This window comes from Candidatus Poriferisocius sp., assembly GCF_965204145.1.
Taxonomy (GTDB): domain Bacteria; phylum Actinomycetota; class Acidimicrobiia; order Acidimicrobiales; family Bin134; genus Poriferisocius.
The window spans coordinates 3,248,692-3,268,122 of record NZ_OZ241977.1 but is presented as its reverse complement, the minus strand read 5'-3'; the positions used below and the strand labels follow the sequence as shown (position 1 = coordinate 3,268,122).

The 19,431-nt window shown below is 65.9% G+C and carries 20 protein-coding genes; 13 read left to right on the top strand and 7 right to left on the bottom strand.

The genetic code is table 11. The features are described 5' to 3' along the window. The first annotated feature begins 65 nt into the window (after positions 1–65). A complete protein-coding gene (locus ACOGI7_RS15220) occupies positions 66–1,469 on the top strand; it encodes an NAD(P)H-hydrate dehydratase (RefSeq protein WP_419849590.1) in 1,404 nt (467 codons plus the stop codon). A gap of 34 nt (positions 1,470–1,503) precedes the next feature. Further along, complete coding sequence (gene alr / locus ACOGI7_RS15215; protein WP_419849589.1) at positions 1,504–2,613, top strand: alanine racemase; 1,110 nt, start codon at positions 1,504–1,506, stop codon at positions 2,611–2,613. Here the strand turns inward: alr and ACOGI7_RS15210 are convergent. Genes ACOGI7_RS15210 through ACOGI7_RS15195 form a run of 4 tightly spaced genes read right to left on the bottom strand, consistent with a single transcriptional unit; the run spans position 2,610 to position 6,745 of the window. Continuing rightward, positions 2,610–3,473 carry an SDR family NAD(P)-dependent oxidoreductase gene (locus tag ACOGI7_RS15210; RefSeq protein WP_419849588.1) on the bottom strand — a complete coding sequence of 288 codons (864 nt, stop codon included), beginning with the start codon at positions 3,471–3,473 and terminating at the stop codon, positions 2,610–2,612. The genes alr and ACOGI7_RS15210 overlap by 4 nt on opposite strands. A 23-nt stretch (positions 3,474–3,496) precedes the next feature. Continuing rightward, a complete protein-coding gene (locus ACOGI7_RS15205) occupies positions 3,497–4,387 on the bottom strand; it encodes a P1 family peptidase (RefSeq protein ID WP_419849587.1) in 891 nt (296 codons plus the stop codon). Positions 4,388–4,441: 54 nt separating this feature from the next. Beyond that, complete coding sequence (locus tag ACOGI7_RS15200) at positions 4,442–5,578, bottom strand: ergosterol biosynthesis protein (RefSeq protein ID WP_419849586.1); 1,137 nt, start codon at positions 5,576–5,578, stop codon at positions 4,442–4,444. A 39-nt stretch (positions 5,579–5,617) separates the two neighbouring features. Continuing rightward, positions 5,618–6,745 (bottom strand): DUF1295 domain-containing protein, encoded by a 1,128-nt coding sequence (locus tag ACOGI7_RS15195; RefSeq protein ID WP_419849585.1) that lies wholly within the window; start codon positions 6,743–6,745, stop codon positions 5,618–5,620. Between the two features lie 153 nt (positions 6,746–6,898). On the opposite strand from ACOGI7_RS15195, the gene ACOGI7_RS15190 reads away from it, so the two are divergent. The 8 genes from ACOGI7_RS15190 (at position 6,899) to ACOGI7_RS15155 (ending at position 12,890) form a co-directional block, all read left to right on the top strand. Next, the gene (locus ACOGI7_RS15190; RefSeq protein ID WP_419849584.1) at positions 6,899–7,462 is read left to right on the top strand and encodes a uracil-DNA glycosylase; all 564 of its coding nucleotides are present in this window, start codon (positions 6,899–6,901) and stop codon (positions 7,460–7,462) included. Next, the gene (gene tsaE, locus ACOGI7_RS15185; protein WP_419849583.1) at positions 7,459–7,962 is read left to right on the top strand and encodes a tRNA (adenosine(37)-N6)-threonylcarbamoyltransferase complex ATPase subunit type 1 TsaE; all 504 of its coding nucleotides are present in this window, start codon (positions 7,459–7,461) and stop codon (positions 7,960–7,962) included. The genes ACOGI7_RS15190 and tsaE overlap by 4 nt, the downstream gene beginning before the upstream one ends. After that, the gene (tsaB, locus tag ACOGI7_RS15180; RefSeq protein ID WP_419849582.1) at positions 7,956–8,645 is read left to right on the top strand and encodes a tRNA (adenosine(37)-N6)-threonylcarbamoyltransferase complex dimerization subunit type 1 TsaB; all 690 of its coding nucleotides are present in this window, start codon (positions 7,956–7,958) and stop codon (positions 8,643–8,645) included. The genes tsaE and tsaB overlap by 7 nt, the downstream gene beginning before the upstream one ends. 113 nt (positions 8,646–8,758) lie before the next feature. Next, complete coding sequence (rimI, locus tag ACOGI7_RS15175) at positions 8,759–9,283, top strand: ribosomal protein S18-alanine N-acetyltransferase (RefSeq protein ID WP_419849581.1); 525 nt, start codon at positions 8,759–8,761, stop codon at positions 9,281–9,283. After that, positions 9,280–10,368, top strand: coding sequence for a tRNA (adenosine(37)-N6)-threonylcarbamoyltransferase complex transferase subunit TsaD (gene tsaD, locus ACOGI7_RS15170; protein WP_419849580.1), 1,089 nt, complete (start codon positions 9,280–9,282; stop codon positions 10,366–10,368). Before rimI ends, tsaD begins: the two co-directional genes overlap by 4 nt. Before the next feature lie 85 nt (positions 10,369–10,453). Beyond that, positions 10,454–10,744: a co-chaperone GroES gene (gene groES / locus ACOGI7_RS15165; protein WP_419849579.1), complete on the top strand. Its 291-nt coding sequence runs from the start codon at positions 10,454–10,456 to the stop codon at positions 10,742–10,744. Continuing rightward, positions 10,741–12,387 carry a chaperonin GroEL gene (gene groL, locus ACOGI7_RS15160; protein ID WP_419849578.1) on the top strand — a complete coding sequence of 549 codons (1,647 nt, stop codon included), beginning with the start codon at positions 10,741–10,743 and terminating at the stop codon, positions 12,385–12,387. The genes groES and groL overlap by 4 nt, the downstream gene beginning before the upstream one ends. Positions 12,388–12,446: 59 nt before the next feature. Beyond that, positions 12,447–12,890 (top strand): NUDIX hydrolase, encoded by a 444-nt coding sequence (locus ACOGI7_RS15155; RefSeq protein WP_419849577.1) that lies wholly within the window; start codon positions 12,447–12,449, stop codon positions 12,888–12,890. 57 nt (positions 12,891–12,947) lie between these two features. Here ACOGI7_RS15155 and ACOGI7_RS15150 read toward each other — a convergent pair whose 3' ends face one another. Beyond that, entirely contained in the window at positions 12,948–13,178 is a 231-nt protein-coding gene (locus ACOGI7_RS15150; protein WP_419849576.1) for a hypothetical protein, read from the bottom strand. Continuing rightward, entirely contained in the window at positions 13,175–13,441 is a 267-nt protein-coding gene (locus ACOGI7_RS15145; RefSeq protein WP_419849575.1) for a hypothetical protein, read from the bottom strand. Before ACOGI7_RS15145 ends, ACOGI7_RS15150 begins: the two co-directional genes overlap by 4 nt. Positions 13,442–13,577: 136 nt before the next feature. Between ACOGI7_RS15145 and ACOGI7_RS15140 the strand changes: the two genes are divergently transcribed. The 3 genes from ACOGI7_RS15140 to guaA all read left to right on the top strand — a co-directional run bounded on the left by ACOGI7_RS15140 (position 13,578) and on the right by guaA (position 18,011). Beyond that, positions 13,578–15,173, top strand: a complete 1,596-nt coding sequence (locus ACOGI7_RS15140; RefSeq protein WP_419849574.1) for a pyridoxal-dependent decarboxylase — start codon at positions 13,578–13,580, stop codon at positions 15,171–15,173. Between the two features lie 91 nt (positions 15,174–15,264). Continuing rightward, positions 15,265–16,428: a GuaB3 family IMP dehydrogenase-related protein gene (locus ACOGI7_RS15135; RefSeq protein WP_419849573.1), complete on the top strand. Its 1,164-nt coding sequence runs from the start codon at positions 15,265–15,267 to the stop codon at positions 16,426–16,428. Positions 16,429–16,457: 29 nt separating this feature from the next. Next, the gene (gene guaA, locus ACOGI7_RS15130; protein WP_419851528.1) at positions 16,458–18,011 is read left to right on the top strand and encodes a glutamine-hydrolyzing GMP synthase; all 1,554 of its coding nucleotides are present in this window, start codon (positions 16,458–16,460) and stop codon (positions 18,009–18,011) included. A gap of 12 nt (positions 18,012–18,023) precedes the next feature. On the opposite strand, the gene ACOGI7_RS15125 is transcribed toward guaA, so the two are convergent. Beyond that, positions 18,024–19,388: a KamA family radical SAM protein gene (locus ACOGI7_RS15125; protein ID WP_419849572.1), complete on the bottom strand. Its 1,365-nt coding sequence runs from the start codon at positions 19,386–19,388 to the stop codon at positions 18,024–18,026. Positions 19,389–19,431 lie beyond the last annotated feature (43 nt).

Here is a 19,431-nt window from a genome sequence, read left to right as displayed (position 1 = left end):
CCCGGTGGAGACTCCCATAAGCAGCGTGGAGCCGGGTGGCGATGTCCAACCAGACTCCGACTGACATGATCCCGGTCGTCACCCCAGATGAGATGGCCGCCATCGACGCGGCAGCCCCTGAACCGGTCGAGGAGCTGATCGAACAGGCCGGCACCGCCCTGGCCCGAGCCGCGCTGGACATGCTGGGAGGAGGCTATGGAAGACGGGTGACCGTGCTGGCCGGCAAGGGGAATAACGGGGCCGACGGGCGGGCCGCCGCCCGGCGGCTGCGGCGGCGAGGTGTCCGGGTGGTCGTGGTCGACGCGGCCGATGAGCCCGAGCAGCTTCCTCCCGCCCACTTGTCCATCGATGCCGCCTACGGCACCGGTCTTCGGCGGCCGTATGTTCCACCGCCACCGGCACCCTTGCTCGACCACCCCGACCGGGTGGCTCCGGTCCTGGCCGCCGACATTCCCTCGGGAGTCAACGGATTGACCGGCGAATTGGTTGGCGAACCCTGGACCGCGAACCAAACGGTCACCTTCGGCGCCCTCAAGCCCGGGCTCGTCCTCCATCCCGGGGCTCAGCACTGTGGTCTGCTCACGGTGGCGCCCATCGGGCTCGACGTCTCCTCCGCCCGCACCCATCTGGTCACCGCCGAGGACGTCAGCTGTTGGCTTCCCGTTCGACCCGCCGAGACCCATAAGTGGCAGACGGCCTGCTGGGTCGTCGCCGGATCGCCGGGCATGACCGGTGCCGCCCACCTGGCCGCCGGCGCCGCCATGCGAAGCGGATCGGGCTACGTCCGACTCAGCACACCTGGCATGGAAGTACTGGCTGGCCGCACCGCTCCCACCGAGGCTGTCGGCCACCCCTTGCCCGCCGATAATTGGGCAGCCGTCATCGAAGCCGACGACCAGGCGCGCTTTCGGGCCATGGCAGTCGGTCCCGGTCTGGGGAGGCGGCCGAGCACCGTCGAATCTGTCCGGGAGCTGGCCGCCAACACACCGCTTCCCCTGGTCATCGACGGCGACGGCCTGTTTGCCCTCGGTCTCGACGCCGCTGATGTGGTGGCCGGCCGCACCGCCCCCACCGTCCTCACTCCTCACGACGGCGAATACCGCATCCTCACTGGGGAAGCGCCCGATCCCGACCGCTTCGCCGCCGCCCGCTCGCTGGCCTCGTCCACCGGTGTCCACGTCCTGCTCAAGGGTCCCACCACGGTGGTGGCCGACCCCGGCGGAGCCGCGCTGGCCATTGCCAATGGCGACGCCCGACTGGCCACCGCCGGGACCGGTGACGTGCTGGCCGGGCTCATCTGCGGCCTGCTCAGCGGCGGAGTCGAACCAATGAAGGCCGCTGCCAGTGCGGCCTGGCTTCATGGGCAAGCAGCCACCAGCCGTCCCTCCGGAGGAATGGCGGCATCCGACCTGCTCCTCGCCCTGCCCCTCGCCTGGGAGGCCGCTATTCAGCAAGGAGCCGCGCCATGAGACCCGGCGAAGCCACTTCCAACCGAGGGACGCCATGAGACCGACCTGGGCCGACATCAACCTGGAGGCCATCGCCCACAACACCAGGCTGTTGGCCGAATTGGTCCACCCCGCCGAGCTATGCGCAGTGGTCAAAGCCGACGCCTACGGGCACGGCATGCTTCCGGTGGCCCGAACCGCAGTGGACGCCGGCGCCGCCACGTTGGCGGTGGCCTTGGTGGAGGAAGGCCGACGGCTGCGTGAAGACGGAATCGAGGTGCCCATCCTTTTGCTGTCCGAGCCCCGCCCCTACGAGTTCGCCGAAGTCGTCGAGCACCGACTCATCCCCACCGTGTATCAAGGCGAAGGTTTGGCGGCCGCAGCCGCAGCCGCGACAGCCGCCAACCAGCGCTTGCCCGTCCATCTCAAAGTCGACACCGGCATGGCCCGAATCGGCGCTCCGCCTGCGGAGGTGCTGATGCTGGCCGACGCCATCGCCGAGCGCGAAACCCTGGAGTTGGCCGGGGTGTGGACGCACTGCGCGGTGGCCGATGAGCCAGACAACCCGTTTACCGCCTACCAGATCGAGCAGTTCAACCATCTGCTGTCCCGGCTCAGACTCGCCGGTCACCACGACTTCTGCCGCCACTTGGCCAATTCTGCGGTGGCCATGGCTCACCCGGTTGGCCGGTTCGACATGGTGCGCTGTGGCATCGCTCTCTACGGGATCCCCCCGGCGCCGGCCTTAGCCGACTGCCTTCCACTTCAACCGGCCATGACGGTGCGCACCGAAGTATCCATGGTCAAGACCATCGCCGCGGGCACCCCGGTGTCCTACGGCCACCACTACTCGGCCCCGGCCGACACCCAGCTGGCCACCATCCCCATCGGCTACGCCGACGGCTGGACCCGGCGACTGGGAACTCGTGGCGGCGAGGTGCTGATCGGCGGTCACCGGCGGCCCGTCGCCGGAGTGGTGACCATGGACCAGACCATGGTGGAGTGCGGCCTCGACCACCCCGTGTCACCCGGAGACGAGGTGATCCTGCTGGGGCAACAGGGCGATCAAGAGATCACCGCCACCGAGATCGCCCAACGCGTCGACACCATCGCCTACGAGATCGTCTGCCAATTCGGCCGCCGCGTTCCCCTGCGTTTTCTCTAGCGCGACGGCGGTATCGCGTCCGGCAGTCCCACCGTGTACTCGGGATTGGTCTCGTTCATGATCGACTCGGTGCGGGCTGCGATCCGCTCCTTGAAGTCGGGGTGGGGAAATATCCAGAACTTGTCGTCGCGCACCGCGTCGAACACCAACTCCGGGATCACCGCGGGATCGGTCCCCTCATCGATGGCGTTGATCAAAGCCGTGTGGAAGGCGGCGGCCTCAGCGTCGGCCGACATGGGGCCGCAGGTGTCGTCGTAGGTGTCGGGGCGGTTGCGCTCCGAGCGGAAGATGCCAGTGGCCACCGGGCCGGGGCACAAGCACGACACCCCGATCGGTGCATCGATGATGTCCAACTCCCGATGGAGCGACTCGGCGATGGCCACCGCGCCGTACTTCGAGGTGGTGTAGGGCCCGAGCAACCCCCCGGAGGTGAGGCCGCCCACCGAGGCGGTGATCACCACGTGGCCGTCTTCGCCCTTCTCCAGCATCCGGGGGATGAAGCTGCGCACCCCGTGGATCACGCCCCAGAGATTCACATCCAGCACCCAGCGCCAGTCGTCCACGGTGTTCTCCCAGGTGAACCCGCCGGTGAGCACCCCAGCGTTGAGGTGTACCAGGTGAATGCCGCCGAACCGCTCCAGGGCCGCATTGGCCAGTGCTTCATTGGCGTCGGGGCTGGTCACGTCGGTCAACATGAGCTGGGCGTTCTCCAGCCCGCCGACGGTCTCAGCCAGCCCGGCCTCGTCGATGTCGCCCGCCAAAATGCGCATCCCCTCAGAGGCGGCTTTTCGCACCATGGCCCGACCCATGCCGCTGCCCGCCCCGGTGATCACCGCCACCTTTCCGGCCAAGTCCTTCATCTCAATCCCCTTTTTGATCGCAATCAGTCGCCGACATCATGGCCCATAGATCGGATGGCTGTCTCCACGGCGGTCGCCGTCATCAGCCGAACCAGTCCAATATCTGCTTCGACCTGACCGGTCGCCCCAACCACCAACGCATCCCCATCGCCGTCGGTATGAGCGGGCAGCAGCGCCCGGGCCATGCCGCTGTGGCCGCTGCGAGCCATCCGGAAGCAATCCAACTTGCCAAGCGTCGCGTTGGTGGCGATCACCCCGATGGTGGTGTTGGTGTGTGCCTCGTCATTGCTGTCGGCAAACGGATCGGCAGGCTGGTGCTGATAGGTGCCATCGACCAGCGCTCGTTGCACTTCACCATCGTTGATCGCCCCCGAGGCATTCACCGCCACCAGCGCGCCCACCAGCACATCGTCCACTTGAAGCAGAGCGCTGCCCAGCCCACCCGGCCGGCGGTTCTCTGCGCCCCGCCACTTGTCCATGGTGGCCCCGGCGCCGGCCCCCACCCGTCCCCACGGGGGATCCCCTTCGCAGGCCGATTGGGCGGCGGCGTATCCGGCGTCGGGCCCAGGCCGTACCGAGCCGTCGCCCTCGGTCAGGTCGTAGAGCGACATGCCCACCACGATGGGAACCCGGCCGCCCCGAGTCTCGAACCCCCGACCCTGCTCCTCGCACCATCGCATCACCCCATCAGCCGCGGCCAACCCGAACGCCGATCCCCCCGACAACACCACCGCGTCTATTTGGCTCACCGTCCGCTCCGGGGCCAGCAGCGCGAAATCCCGGGTGGCCGGCGCGCCCCCCCGAATCTCCCCCGAAGCTGTCGTGCCTTCGGGAAACACCACCACCGTGCATCCCGTCAGGGCCGCCTCGCAGGTCCAATGCCCCACCAACACACCCCCGCCGACTCCCAACATCACTGCCGACCGTACCGCACCCTCACTGAACCGCGCATCGGCTCGCGAGCCGGATCAGTAGATGCCGGGAACGATCCGGTAGGGAACTCGCTGCCGGTATTCGGCCCACTTCTCGGGGCCGTACTTGACGGCGCAGTGCCGGTCGTCCTGACTCTGGCGGAGGAGGAACAACGCGATGACGTAGACGAAGTAGACCCACGCCCAAAGGATGTCGAAATGACCCCAGACCAGGGCGATGGCGAGGCCGAAGCACCACTCGCCCATGTAGTTGAAATGCCGGGCGGCGCCCCAGAAGCCGCTGCACAGGATCTTGCGGTCGCCAGCCTCGATGACCTGCGGCGCGAACACCCCGAGGAACGTGCGGTCGGGCCAGCGCTTGAACGTGTACTTCTGCAAGCTGGCGCCGCGGGTGATGACCCATCCGGCGGCGTACAGCGCAGGCGCACCGATCAGCCACAGCATGCGCCAGCCGCCCGAGAGCCCCGGGTCGGGATGGGCCGCCAGCCCCCACATCGGAATGATGAACACCCAGCCGTAGACGAAGAGCCCGCCCCAGAACAGCTTGAAGCCAAGCCGCTCGTGAATTATGTCGTACGTGTAGAGCATCGTCCGTTCGAAGATGAAGTAATCGAAGACGTAGAAGGTGACGAATGCTGCGAACGCGAAGACGCCCGGATTGAGATCTCCGATGTTGTCGTGGTGCCACACTGCGCCGGACCACGCGTTGAGCGACAGCATGGTTCCGCCGACCACGTAGAAGTACATCTTGAGGTCGAGGCGGCCGTTGAAGAACTGCATCTCGGAGGCCCGCCCGAACCACAAGGCAAGCAAACGGTTCTTGACCTCGCCTTCGGGCTGGGTGAACACCGCTATCGCGGTCAGGATGGCGGCGAGCACCGTTCCGCCGGCCACGGCGTACAGCGATGACCGGTAGAACCAGTCTCGCGGCATGCCGGTGAGCTCGAACCACCACAGAAGCTGAGCCGCAGCGAACACCAGCAGGCCGTTGAGGCGGTAGCTGCGGGGCTGGCCGGTGGCCGCGTCGACGACGTAGCCGGTCACGCGCCTGCCGGGCAGGATCATCTGGAGCACAACGAAGGCGGCCATCACGAACAAGGGCGTGAGGAAGCCCAGCACCGCCTCGCCCGCAGTCAACTCAGTCAGGTGCCCGACGCCGAGCCGCTCGAACAAGGGTGGCCTCCTTTCCGGTACCGCTTCAGCCGGTTGGCGCTAGAAGATGCCGGGAACGATCCGGTACGGAACTCGGGCCTGGTATTCGGCCCACTTCTCTTCGCCGTACTTCTCGGCGCAGACCTTGTCGTCCTCGAACTGGCGGGGAACGAAGAACGCAACGATAAACACCACGTACGTCCAGGCCCACAGGTTGGAGAAGAGCCCAAAGGTCAGCGCCACGGCTATCCCGTACAGGCCTTCGCCGAAATAGCCGAAGTGCCGTGCCTTCCCCCAGAACCCGCTGCACAGAATCTTGCGCTCGCCGGCCTGGATGTACTCCGGCTCGATGATGCCGAGGAACTTGCGTTCGGGCCAGCGCTTGAACGTGTACTTCTGCATGTTGGAGCCGCGGGAGATCGTCCAGCCCACCAAGAACAGTGCTGCGCTGCCGATCAGCCAGAAATACATCCAGCCGCCTGAAATGCCGGGGTCGGCCAGTGGGGCCAAGCCCCACAGCGGCAGCACGAACATCCAGCCCCACACGAACGGCCCGCCCCAGACGAGCTTGAATCCGATCTTCTCGTAGGTGAGGTCGTAGGTGTAGAGCTGCACCCGTTCCCAGACGAAGTAGTCGAAGATGTAGAAGCAGTTGATGGCGGCGTAGAGGAACAAGCCGGGGTTGGCATCGGCAACGTTGTCGTTGTGCCATGCGGCTGCGGACCAACAATTGAGCGACAGCATCGTGCCGCCCACGATGTAGAAGTACATCTTGAGATCGAAGCGGTTGTTGAAGAATTGCAGCTCTTGGGCACGGCCGAGATAGAACGCAAGCAAGCGGTTCTTCTGTGCGCCTTCGGGCTGGGAGAACACCACGAAGATCGTCGCGATGATCGCGATCACGAAGCCGCTCGCTATCGCATACATGGTCGACCGGTAGAACCAGTCGCGCGGCAGCGCGAATGCCCACACGAGGTGGGCAAGCACGAACACCGCCAATCCGTTGAGCCGGTAGTTGAGGGGCTCGCCGGTCTTGCGGTTGATGGCGTAGCCGGGCACGCGCCGCGCGGGCAGGATCATGTGCGCCACGAAGACCGCGGCGCAGACGAACAGCGGCGTGAGGAATCCCAGCACCACCTCGCCGCCGGACAACTTGAACAGATGGTCGATGCCGAGCCAGTCGATCATGATCTGCACCCCTCTTCGCGCCTGCCTGCGCAGAATACCAGTATTGCCGTCAGCGGCTTGGGACCGAGGCACTCCGGCGGCGCAGCACCCGCCCAAGTCCATAACTTGCAACTCCCCTATCGAATCTGCTGGTGGGGGGCGTATTCTTGGCCTGTGACGTTGACGTTGGCCGAGGTTGCCGCCGAAGCTGCCGACTGCACCAAATGCGGGTTGGCCGAGGGCCGCAGGCAAGTGGTGTTCGGCATGGGAAACCCCAGCGCCGACCTCATGTTCGTGGGCGAGGGACCCGGCTCCGAGGAGGACAAGCAGGGCCTTCCTTTTGTGGGCCGCTCGGGCAAGCTGCTCGACCGGCTGATGGCCGAGGAAATCGGGCTGACCCGCGACAGCTGCTACATCGCCAATGTGGTCAAATGCCGTCCTCCCGACAATCGAGATCCCAAACCCGACGAGATCGACGCCTGCCGCCCGTGGTTGGAGCAGCAAGTTGAGCTCATTGCCCCAAGGGTGGTGGTCACCCTGGGCAATTTCTCTTCCAAGCTGCTGCTGGACACCAAGACCGGGATCACCAGGCTGCGAGGCCAGAGCTACCCGATGCCCAACGCCGATGCAGTGATCATCCCCACGTACCACCCGGCCGCAGTGTTGCGGGGCGGCGGTCTTCAAGAGGCCCAGATGCGCTCTGATCTGGTCCGAGCCCGCATGGCGATGTCGGAATGATCCGAACCCGCACCCGCTCACCCGAAGACACGAGGAACCTGGCCGCCAGCCTGGCCGAGCAGGCCCAGTCGGGCGATCTCTTGCTGCTGGTGGGTGACTTGGGCGCGGGCAAAACCACCTTCGCTCAGGGGTTCGCCGCCGCCTTGGGCATCAGCGAGCCGGTCACCAGCCCCACCTTCACCCTGGCCCGGGAATACCACGGACGGCTGCTCCTCCATCATCTCGACGTCTTCCGACTCGACCAGATTTCCGAAGTGCTCGACTTGGGCCTGCCCGAACTGCTTGACAGCGGCGGAGTGATCCTTATCGAGTGGGGTGACGCCATCCGCCAGGCCCTGCCCAATGACTATCTCGAGATAGCGCTGACCTTCATCGAGGGCCACCCCAGCCCCCCTGACGAGCGGATCGTGGTCTTGACCCCAGTGGGACCCCGATGGCAGGCCCGAGCCGACCAATTGGCTGCCGCCACCGAGCAGTGGCTAGAAGGCCCACCGTGTTGATCTTGGGCATCGAATCGGCTACCCAACAGGTGGGATGCGCTCTTGGCGGGCACGAAGGAGTGCTCGCCTCGGCCCATAGCGCCCGGGGCCGCCGTCACGCCGAGACCATCGCCCCCCAAGTTCAGTTCGTCACCCGCCAAGCTCGGGTCGAGCTTCAAGATGTCGGCTGCGTGGCCGTGGACCTCGGGCCGGGTTTGTACACCGGCCTGCGAGTGGGCATCTCCAGCGCCATGGCCATGGCCTACGCCCTGGGGGTGCCGATGATCGGCGTGTCCAGCCTCGATCTGCTGGCCTTCGCTGTGCGCCATACCAACCGGGTGATCGTGGCCGCCATCGACGCTCGGCGCAGTGAGCTGTTCTACGCCTTCTATCGCCAAGTGCCCGGCGGTGTCCAACGAGTATCCGATGCCCAAGTGGGCACTCCCGATGATCTGGCCTCCGAACTGTTGGCCACCAGCGAGGAGGTGCTGTTGGTAGGCGACGGTGCCCGCCGCTACTCCGAGGTTTTCGACCGGCTTCAGAAGACCGAGATCGCCGAACAGGATCTGGCCCACCCCTCAGCCGCCTCGCTAGTGCAGCTGGCCCACGCCCGCGCCCTGCGAGAAGAATTCGTCAAGCCGTGGGAGCTGAAACCGATCTACCTTCGGGTTCCCGACGCCGACATCAACTGGAAAACCCGATGATCGTTCCCACCTTCCCAGGCCCCTTGATCAGATGATCGTTCCCACCTTCTCAGGCCCCTTGATCAGATGATCGTTCCCACCTTCTCAGGCCCCTTGACACGATGATCGTTCCCATGACCCCTGATCATCTTCCACAGGTGATGGCCATCGACGCCCAGTGTTACCCGATCCCCTGGTCCAGAGAAGTCTACGAGTCGGAATTGGCCCGCACCGATGATCGCTATTACGTGATAGCGCGCCCCGATCGAGTGGTCGGTAATCCCAATGCCAAGAGCTCCAGCCCAAATCGAGTGGTCGGTCACGCCGGGGTGGCCTTCGAGGAGAGCGAAGCCCACATCACCACGGTCACGGTGTCCCCCGATTCCCGCGGTGAAGGCATCGGTGCCCGGCTGTTCTTGGCCCTGGCGTTGGCCGCCTGCCGCCGCAATACCAGCCTCGCTTTGGAGGTAGCTGCTGACAATCCCGCTGCCCAGGCCCTCTACCGGCGTTTCGGCCTGGCCCCGGTGGGCATTCAGCGGGGGTACTACAAGAACATGGGGCTGTCGCCCGACGCCGTGGTAATGCGGGTCGACAACATCCAACAGCCCGACTATGTCGACCGTCTCACCAAAATCGCGGTAGAACTGGACCGCGCATGAGTTCCCAGGTTCCCTCCCAAGAAGACCCCGCCATCGTGCTGGGTTCGGATCCTCCCCCGCACACCCCCGCCATCGTGCTGGGCATCGAGACCTCCTGTGATGAGACCGCGGCCGCCGTGGTCTCCGGCCCCTCCGACGTCCTCTCGTCGGTGATCAGCAGCCAGGTAGATCTGCATGCCCGCTACGGCGGCGTGGTCCCGGAAATCGCCAGCCGGGCCCACGTGGAATTGCTCACTCCGGTGGTCGCCCAAGCGGTGATCGAGGCCGGGCTCAGCGATCACGAAGTGGAGGCGGTAGCCGCTACCGCCGGTCCCGGCCTTATCGGCTCCCTCCTCGTGGGGGTCAGCGCGGCCAAGTCCCTGGCCCTGGTCTGGGATGTCCCCTTCGTGGCGGTGAACCACCTGGAGGCCCACCTGTACTCCTCGTTCCTGGAGGAACCCGACTTGGAGCTGCCGGTAGTGGTGCTGCTGGTCTCCGGCGGCCACACCCTCCTGGTGCTGATGGAGGCGTTCGGCCGCTACCGGCTCATCGGTCAGACTCTGGATGACGCCGCCGGCGAGGCGTTCGACAAGGTGGCTCGCTTCATGGACTTGGGCTATCCCGGCGGCCCGGTCATTGACCGGCTGGCCATGGACGGCAATCCCGAGGCGGTGGCCTTCCCCCGTCCCATGTACGACGACGGCTACGACTTCTCCTTCAGCGGCCTCAAGACCGCGGTGGTCAACCACGTGCGGAACAACCCCGACCTCGACGTGGCCGACATTTCGGCGTCGTTTCAGGAAGCCGTGGTGGACGTGCTGGTTCACAAGGCCCGCAAGGCCGCCGAGGAGTACGGGGCCAGAGGCCTGTGCCTGGCGGGAGGAGTGGCGGCCAACTCCTCTCTGCGGGAGCGCCTGCTCGACGCCTGCGTGGCCGCCGGCATCAGCGGGTTCTTGCCCAGCCGATCCATGTGTACTGATAACGCCGCCATGGTGGCCGCGGCCGGATGGCAGCGGCTCCAGCTCGACGGTCCCTCCCCGCTGGATACCGGCGCCGACCCCAACCTTGCCCTCCCCTTCATCCTGTCGGGCGAACCAGCAGCCTGAGTTGGCCTCAACGCGGCCTCTGTCCTACGCTTAGCACTCGCGTATCGAGAGTGCTAAAGCTCAAGTCAATCATTTGGAGGCCAAGATGGCGCTACAGCCCCTTGATGACCGAATCGTTGTCCGCCCCGGCGAGTCTGAAGAGATGACCGCCAGCGGCCTGGTCATCCCCGACACCGCCAAAGAGAAGCCCCAGCAGGGTGAGGTCATCGCTGTTGGACCGGGCAAGCGGTCTGACAATACCGGTGAGCTGATCCCGGTGGACGTCTCTGTGGGCGACACCGTGGTGTACAGCAAGTTCGGCGGTACCGAGATCACCGTGGACGGCGAGGATCTGCTGATCCTGTCGGCCCGCGACGTGCTGGCAATCGTCAAATGACCAAGATTCTCAAGTTCCGGGAGGAGGCCCGCCACGGCCTTGAGGCAGGCGTCAACCAGCTTGCCGACGCAGTCAAGGTGACTTTGGGCCCCAAGGGCCGCAACGTGGTCCTCGACAAGAAGTTCGGCGCCCCCACCATCACCAACGACGGCGTATCCATCGCCCGCGAGGTGGAGCTGGAGGACAAGTTCGAGAACATGGGCGCCCAGCTCATCAAAGAGGTGGCCACCAAGACCAACGACATCGCCGGTGACGGCACCACCACTGCCACCGTGCTGGCCCAGGCCATGGTCCACAACGGTCTGCGCAACGTGGCCGCCGGCGCCAACCCGATGAGCCTCAAGCGGGGCATCGAGAAGGCAGTGGCCGCCGCGGTGGATTCTTTAGCAGACCAGTCCCAGGACATCTCCCAAAAGGAGGAGATCTCCCAGGTGGCCTCTATTTCGGCTGCCGATACGGCCATCGGCGACGTCATCGCCGACGCCATCGACAAGGTGGGCAAAGACGGCGTGGTCACCGTGGAGGAGTCCAACACCTTCGGGATGGAGCTCGACTTCGTGGAGGGCATGCAGTTCGACAAGGGATTCTTGTCGCCCTACTTCGTGACCGACGCCGAGCGCCAAGAGGCCGTGCTTGATGAGCCCTACATTCTGTTCAACCAGGGCAAGATCAGCTCGGTACAGGACTTGCTCCCCGTGCTGGAGAAGGTCATGCAGACCGGCAAGCCGCTCTTGATCATCGCCGAGGACATCGAGGGCGAGGCTTTGGCCACCCTGGTGGTGAACAAGATCCGAGGAACGTTCAACTCCACGGCCGTCAAGGCCCCCGGGTTCGGCGAGCGCCGCAAGGCCATGCTTCAAGACATGGCCATCCTCACCGGCGGCCAAGTGGTGGCCGAGGAGGTCGGGCTCAACTTGGAGGGTGTCACCCTCGACTTGCTGGGCACTGCCCGCAAGGTGATCGTCACCAAAGACGACACCACCATCGTGGAAGGCGCCGGCACCAAGTCTGATGTTGACGGCCGGGTGGCCCAGATCCGCCAGGAGATCGACAACACCGACTCCGACTGGGATCGGGAGAAGCTCCAGGAGCGCTTGGCCAAGCTGGCCGGCGGCGTCGCCGTCGTCCAGGTGGGCGCCGCCACCGAGGTGGAGCTCAAGGAGAAGAAGCACCGCATCGAGGATGCGCTGTCGGCCACTCGGGCCGCCATCGAGGAGGGCGTGGTTGCCGGGGGCGGCACCGCCCTGCTCCGGGCTCGTCCGTCGGTGGCCGACGTGGTCGAGAACCTGAGCGGCGACGAGGCCACTGGGGCCAAGATCGTGCTCGAAGCGCTGACCGTGCCGTGCTCGCTTATCGCCTCCAATGCCGGCTTCGAGGGTTCCATCGTGGTGCGCGACATCGAGGGAACCGAAGGCACTATCGGGTTCAACGCCGCTACCGGCGTCACCGAAGACTTGGTGGCCGCAGGCGTCATCGACCCGGCCAAGGTGACCCGGGCCGGTTTGCAGAATGCGGCTTCTATCGCCGCCATGCTGCTCACCACCGAGGCCCTGGTGGCCGACAAGCCCGAGCCCCCTGCCCCCCCGATGCCCCCCGGTGGCGATCCCATGGGCGGCATGGGCGGCATGGGCGGCATGATGTAGCCACCTGGCCGCATCAACAACCCAAAGAACAGTCTGGGGGCTGCCATCGCGACCGATCTGTGGTGCTCATTCGCCGGGCCCGGCACCTTCGCTCCCATAGCTGGGAGGTGGCCTTCCCCGGTGGCCGCCAGGAATCCGACGACGCCACATTGCTCGACACCGCCAAGCGGGAGACCCGCGAGGAGATCAGCCTCGACACCCAAACCGTCGAGGTCATCGGCCAGATCGACCGCTACGTCACCGTGGGCAGCCGCTCCATGGTCCACCCCTACGTCGGGATTCTGCCCGGCCCGCCCACCGGGCTGGTCCCCGACCCTGCCGAGGTGGAGCGCATCCTGCTGGTCTCCACCACCGAACTGCTGTCCGACGAAGCCTGGCGGGAGGAGATCTGGTCCATCAACGGCAACGACCGGGCCATCACCTTCTTCGAGCTCTACGGCGACACCGTCTGGGGCGCCACCGCCGCCATGCTCCGCCAACTCCTCACCATGGCCACGGCATAGGTTATGCCACGCCAATGGAGACTACGGCATCACCAAAAGCGCAGGCAAAAAAGGGAGCTAGGAGTCGCTGCGGCGCTTGCGGGCGGCGTCAAGCGTGGCCGACACCGGCACTCTGACAACCCATCGCTGCAAAGCGCCGACGCTCAACCCGACATGCGCGGCGGCAGTCTGGTAGCCGACAGCCGCCACCAAATCGGCCAAAGCCCGCCGTACCTCATCGGCAACAGCCGCCAGCTCTTCGCACTTCGCCACAGCCGCGGCCGCCGCTTGGGCCTCGGACGGGTTCACCGGCCCGGTCGGCGGTCAAAGTACGAAACGTACTCGGTTTCAAACGCGGGAAAGCGGCCGCTCAACCACTTCCCCACACGAACAGCCAAATAACCAGCGGCGGGGCCACCGGCCATAGCGCCGAAGATCACGATTAGGGGAGAGACGCCAAAATCGTGCAACCAATCGACAAGAAAGGAAAACACCGGTACACCGACAAGACCGAACAGATAGTCATACCAGGGCAATTTCCTGCGGCGATGTTTAGGTTCAATCTTCAACACGCCACCAGGATATTCATTTGAATATCGCACCGTCGACACCGAACCAAACGCCCAGGGGAGCCGAGGCCACCACAGCGCAGCCCAAGCCGCCGGCATCGACCCCTCAGGCATCTCCGGCCACTCACTGCGCGTCGGCATGGCCCAAGACCTCGCCGCCAGCGGCGTTGACATGGCCGGCCTCATGCTGGCAGGCCGCTGGAAATCCCCCGCCACCGTCATCCGCTACATCCAGAACCTCGCCGTCCACCACACCGCAGCCGCTCAATACCTCGAAACCCAACACCACACCTCCGCTCGCTCTTCGGCAACAATGGCAGCAATGGCTGAGCGACCGAACCATATGAGCCCGGAGGAGTTCCGGCAGCGGGGGTACCAGGCGGTGGACTGGGTGGCCGACTACATGGCCCGCCTGGGCGACTTGCCGGTGATGGCCGACGTCAAGCCGGGCGACGTCCGGCACAAGCTTCCCGCTGAGCCGCCGAGCCGCAGCGAGGACTTCTCTGACGTGCTGGCCGACCTCGACCGAGTGATCATGCCCGGAATGACCCACTGGCAGGCACCGGGGATGTACGGCTATTTCCCGGCCAACACCAGTGGTCCCGCAGCGCTGGGCGAGTTGATTGCGGCCAGTCTGGGGGCCCACGGAGCCATGTGGACCACCGGCCCGGCGGTCACTGAGCTGGAACAGCACGTCTTGGACTGGCTGGTGATTGCCCTTGGCCTGCCAGAAGCGTTTCGAGGCAACGGGGTGATCACCGACGGCGCCTCTTCCAGCACCCTTTGCGCCATCCTCGCCGCCCGGGCCCGAGCGGGGGGCAATGAGAAGCTGGACCAGATGGTGGCCTACACCTCCGAACAAAGCCACTACTCCATCGCCAAGGGACTGAGGGTCGCCGGGATTGCCGACAGCCGCATCCGCCTGATCGCCACCACCCCCGACTACGCCATGCGCGCCGACCATCTGGCCTACGAGATCGTCAAGGATCGAAACGACGGCCTTATCCCCTTCTTCGTGGGTACCACCGTGGGCACCACCTCCACCACCGCCGTCGATCCCATACCCGAGTTGGCCTGGGTGGCGTCCAACTTCGACGTCTGGACCCATGTCGACGCCGCCTTTGCCGGCACCGCAGCGCTGTGCCCCGAGATGCGATTCCTCAACGCCGGTTTGGAAGACGTGGACAGCTATCTGTTCAACCCCCACAAGTGGATGCTCACCAACTTGGACTGCTCGGTGTTCTATGTGGCCGACCGGGCAAACTTGCTTGATGCCATGGCGGTGGAAGCCGAGTATCTGAGCGGCGGCACCGCGGCTGCGGCCACCGCCGACGCTGAGCACGAGGCCGTCGATTACCGCGACTGGACGGTGGCTCTCGGTCGCCGATTCCGGGCCCTGAAGCTCTGGTTCGTGATCCGCCACTACGGGTTGGAAGGCCTGCGGACCCACATCCGCCGCCACATTGAGTGGGCTGGCGAGCTCACCGAGTGGGTGGAGGCCGATAGCCGATTCGAGTTGGCCGCCCCCACCGTGGTCAGCCTGGTGTGCTTCCGCCACAAAGACGGCGATGCGGCGAGTCGCCGCATCATGGACACTGTCAACAAGTCCGGTCGAGCCTTCATGAGCCACACCGTTCTCGACGGCCGCTTCACCCTCCGGGTGGCCATCGGCAGCCCTCAAACCGAGCGCCATCACGTGCAAGAGCTCTGGAATCTCATCCAATCGGCCGCCTGATTTCACCTCCTTCCTGGTGAGGGAGTAAATCCCCCTATAGCGAGGCGGAAGGCTTTAGAATTCCTGGTTTCCAAGCAAAAGGGGCGTCGTGATGGCCGAGATTGACATCGGGCTGGGCAAGACCGCACGGCGGGCGTACGGGTTCGACGACATTGCCATCGTGCCCACTCGCCGCACCCGTGATCCCGAAGATGTGAGCATCGCCTGGGAGATCGATGCCTACCGCTTCGACCTTCCCCTCATGGCCTCAGCCATGGACGGCGTGGTCAGCCCCGAGACCGCCATCGCCATCGGCCAGCTCGGCGGGGTGGGGGTGCTGAACCTGGAAGGGCTCTGGACCCGCTATGACGATCCCGAGCCGGTCCTCGACGAGATCGCCGCCCAGTCCCCGGAGAAGGCCACCCTGCGGATGCAGGAGCTGTATGCCGAGCCGATCAAACCCGAACTGGTCGGCGAGCGCATCCGTCAGATCAAAGACGCCGGGGTGATCTCCTGCGCGTCGGTCACCCCCCAGCGCACCGAGCAACTGGCCCCCCACATGCTGGCCGCCGAACTCGACCTCATGGTCATCCAGGGCACGGTGGTCACCGCCGAGCACAAGTCCAAGAACCACGAGCCGTTGAACCTCAAGCAGTTCGTGCGCCGCTTGGAGATTCCGGTGATCGTCGGCGGCTGCGCCAGCTATGACGCCGCGCTTCACCTCATGCGCACCGGGGCCGCCGGCATCCTGGTGGGCGTGGGGCCGGGCCAGGCCTGCACCACTCGGGGGGTGCTGGGCATCGGCGTGCCCCAGGCCACCGCCATCGCCGACGCCCGAGCGGCCCGGATGCGCCACCTGGACGAGACCGGGGTGTACGTTCACATCATCGCCGACGGCGGCATGGCCACCGGCGGGGACATCGCCAAGGCCATCGTGTGCGGGGCCGACGCGGTGATGATCGGCTCACCGCTGGCCGCCGCCCAAGAGGCTCCCGGCCGGGGCCACCACTGGGGCATGGCCACCTTCCATCCCACCCTGCCCCGAGGCGCCCGGGTGCAGACCACCCCCCGGGGCACGCTGGAGGAGATCCTGGTTGGCCCGGCCCGGGAGAACGACGGTCGCCTCAACCTCTTCGGCGGTCTGCGCACCTCTATGGCCACCTGCGGCTATGAGTCGCTCAAGGAGTTCCAGAAGGCCGACATCATGATCGCCCCCTCCTTGCAAACCGAGGGCAAGTCCCTCCAGCGCTCCCAGGGCATCGGGATGGGCCGTTGAGCAGCACCGCCGACGGATTATCGGCGGCCATCGGCACCGATACCGCCAGCCGAGACCACCCGGTCTTGGTGGTGGATTTCGGTGCCCAGTACGCGCAGCTCATCGCCCGCCGGGTGCGCGAGGCCCACATCTACAGCGAGATCGTCCCCCACTCCATCAGCGCCGCTGAGATCGCCGCCCGCCAGCCCGGGGCGGTGATCTTCTCCGGCGGGCCCAAGTCGGTCCACGTCGAGGGATCGCCCCGCATCGACCCTGCCATCTACCACCTGGGCATCCCCATACTGGGCATCTGCTATGGCGCCCAGCTTATCGCCGCCCAGCTCGGCGGGGAGGTGTCCCGCACCGGCATCGGCGAATACGGCCGCACCGCCATGAGCGTGAACGACCCCGGCACGCTGTTCGGTCCCGACGAGGACACCGAGCGCCCAGTGTGGATGAGCCACTTCGATTCCATCTCCACCCCGCCCGACGGCTTTGTGGTCACCGCCTCCACCCCCCAAGCCCCGGTGGCCGCCCTGGAGGATCCTCAGCAGCGCATCTTCGGCGTCCAGTTCCACCCCGAAGTGGCCCACACTCCTGGCGGGCAGGCGGTGCTGGAGCGGTTCTTGTACCGGGGCGCCGGCCTGGCCCCCTCGTGGACCACCGAGTCGTTCATCGACGAGGCGGTGGCCGCCATCCGGGCTCAGATCGGCGACGGGCGGGCGGTGTGCGGCCTGTCCGGCGGGGTCGACTCCGCGGTGGCCGCCTCCCTAGTCCATCGGGCGGTGGGCCATCAGCTCACCTGCGTGTTCGTGGACACCGGCCTGATGCGCCAAGACGAGGGCCAGCAGGTGATCGACGCCTTCCGCCGCTCCCAGGGCATCGAGCTGATCGCGGTGGACGCCGCCGACCGGTTCTTCGACGCCCTGGTCGGGGTGATCGACCCCGAGGAGAAGCGCAAGATCATCGGCGAGCTGTTCATCCGCATCTTCGAGGAGGCGGCCAACCAGGTGGACGGGGCGGCCTATCTGGTGCAGGGCACGCTGTACCCCGATGTGATCGAGTCGGGCTCCGACTCCGCGGCCAAGATCAAGAGCCATCACAACGTGGGCGGTATCCCCGAGGAGATGGACTTCGAGCTGGTGGAGCCGCTGCGCGACCTGTTCAAAGACGAGGTGCGGGCCGTGGGCCACGAACTGGGTCTGCCCGATGAGATCGTGTGGCGCCACCCCTTCCCCGGCCCCGGTCTCGGTGTGCGGGTGATCGGCGAGGTCACCCCGGCCAAAGTGACCCTGCTGGCCAAGGCCGACGCCATCGTTCGAGCCGAGATCACCGCCGCGGGGCTGGAACGGGAAATCTGGCAGACCTTCGCCGTGCTGCCCGATATCCGCACCGTGGGCGTGATGGGCGACGAGCGCACCTACGGCCAAGTGGCGGTCATCCGAGCGGTGACCAGCGAAGACGCCATGACCGCCGACTGGGCCCGGCTGCCCTATGAACTGCTGGAGAAGATGTCGAGCCGCATCATCAACGAGGTGGACGGCATCAACCGGGTGGCCTACGACATCACCTCGAAGCCCCCCGGCACCATCGAGTGGGAGTGAGCTGAGCCGAAGCTAGGCGGCTCTGGTGGTGATGAGCTGCACCCGCTGGGGGGTGTCGGTCTTCATGTTGTTCAGCTCGTCGGTGTAGAAGAACTTCTCCTCGCCGAACGCCGGGCGCAGCTCGTCGAGCCACGACGCCTCCTCGTCATAGGCGGCGAAGAAGATCTTGTTCACCCAGTCGGGGTCGCGGGCCTGGACGAACTTCAGGGCGATCGCCTTCTCGCCGCCGACCTCGACGATGCCGTCCACCAGCACCTTGCCCGGAGTGGCCGACATCGACGGCCCCCGCCAGGTGCGGGCCAGCCCCGACACCTGCTTATAGGCGTCGGTGTAGATCTGGTAGGCCTCCACCAGCGGCACCTCGAAGTACCGCTTGGCCCCGGTGTCGCGCTCCACGAACATGTAGTAGGGCACCGCCCCCAGGGACACCTCGGTGGTGATCATGTCGGCCCAAGCCCGGGCGCTGTCGTTCACGTGGCGGATCAGCGGGGCCTGGCACCGCACCACCGCACCGGTCTCGATGATGCGCCGCAGCGCCTCCCGGGAGGCGTCGGTGGCCAGCTCCACCGGGTGCGAGTAGTGGGCCATGATGGCCAGGTGGCGCCCGGAGGCCACGACCTCCTCGAACAGCCGCAGCAGGTCGTCGGCCTCCTCGCCCTCGGTGAACTTGTAGGGCCAGTAGGCCGGGGCCTTGGTGCCGAATCGGATGGTGCTGATCTCCAGGTCGTCGTCCATCAGCGGCTCGGCGTAGCGGCGGATGAGCTCGGTGCGCATGATCATCGGGTCGCCCCCGGTGAACAGCACATCCGACACCGTCGGATTCAGCTTGAGATACGAAACCAGCCGGTCGATCTCCTTGCTGGCGAACTTCAGGTCGTCGAGCTGCACGAACTGCGGCCACCGGAAGCAGTAGGTGCAGTAGGCGTGGCAGGTCTGGCCCTGGGTGGGGAAGAACAGCACCGTCTCCCGATACTTGTGCTGCACACCCTGCACCACCTCTTCCTCCAGATACCCGGCGTTCATCTCCACCTGGCCAGCGGGATGCGGGTTGAGGCTCAGCTGGATCTCTCGGGCGGCGGCCTTGAGTTCGGCGGCCGGCACCTCGGCCTTGATCAGATCGGCAATGCGGCTGAAGTGCTCGGGGTCGAGCATGCCCTCTTGGGGGAAGGTGAGCTGGAACATGGGATCGTCAGGCACGTTGTCCCAGTTGATGAGCTCCTCGCACACGTAGTTGTTGGTCTTGAACGGGAGCACCGAGCCCACCACGCGGGTCACCATCTTCTGGTGGTCGCTCAGCCGGTCGAAGCCGGGGGTGTCTTCCAGGTTGCGGAGTTGGAAGGTGCGGAAGGTGTGCTGTTCGCCGTTGCCGGTGCTCATGGTGGGTGCCTCCCTATGAGAACGCCGTCGATTAGTGAGAGTT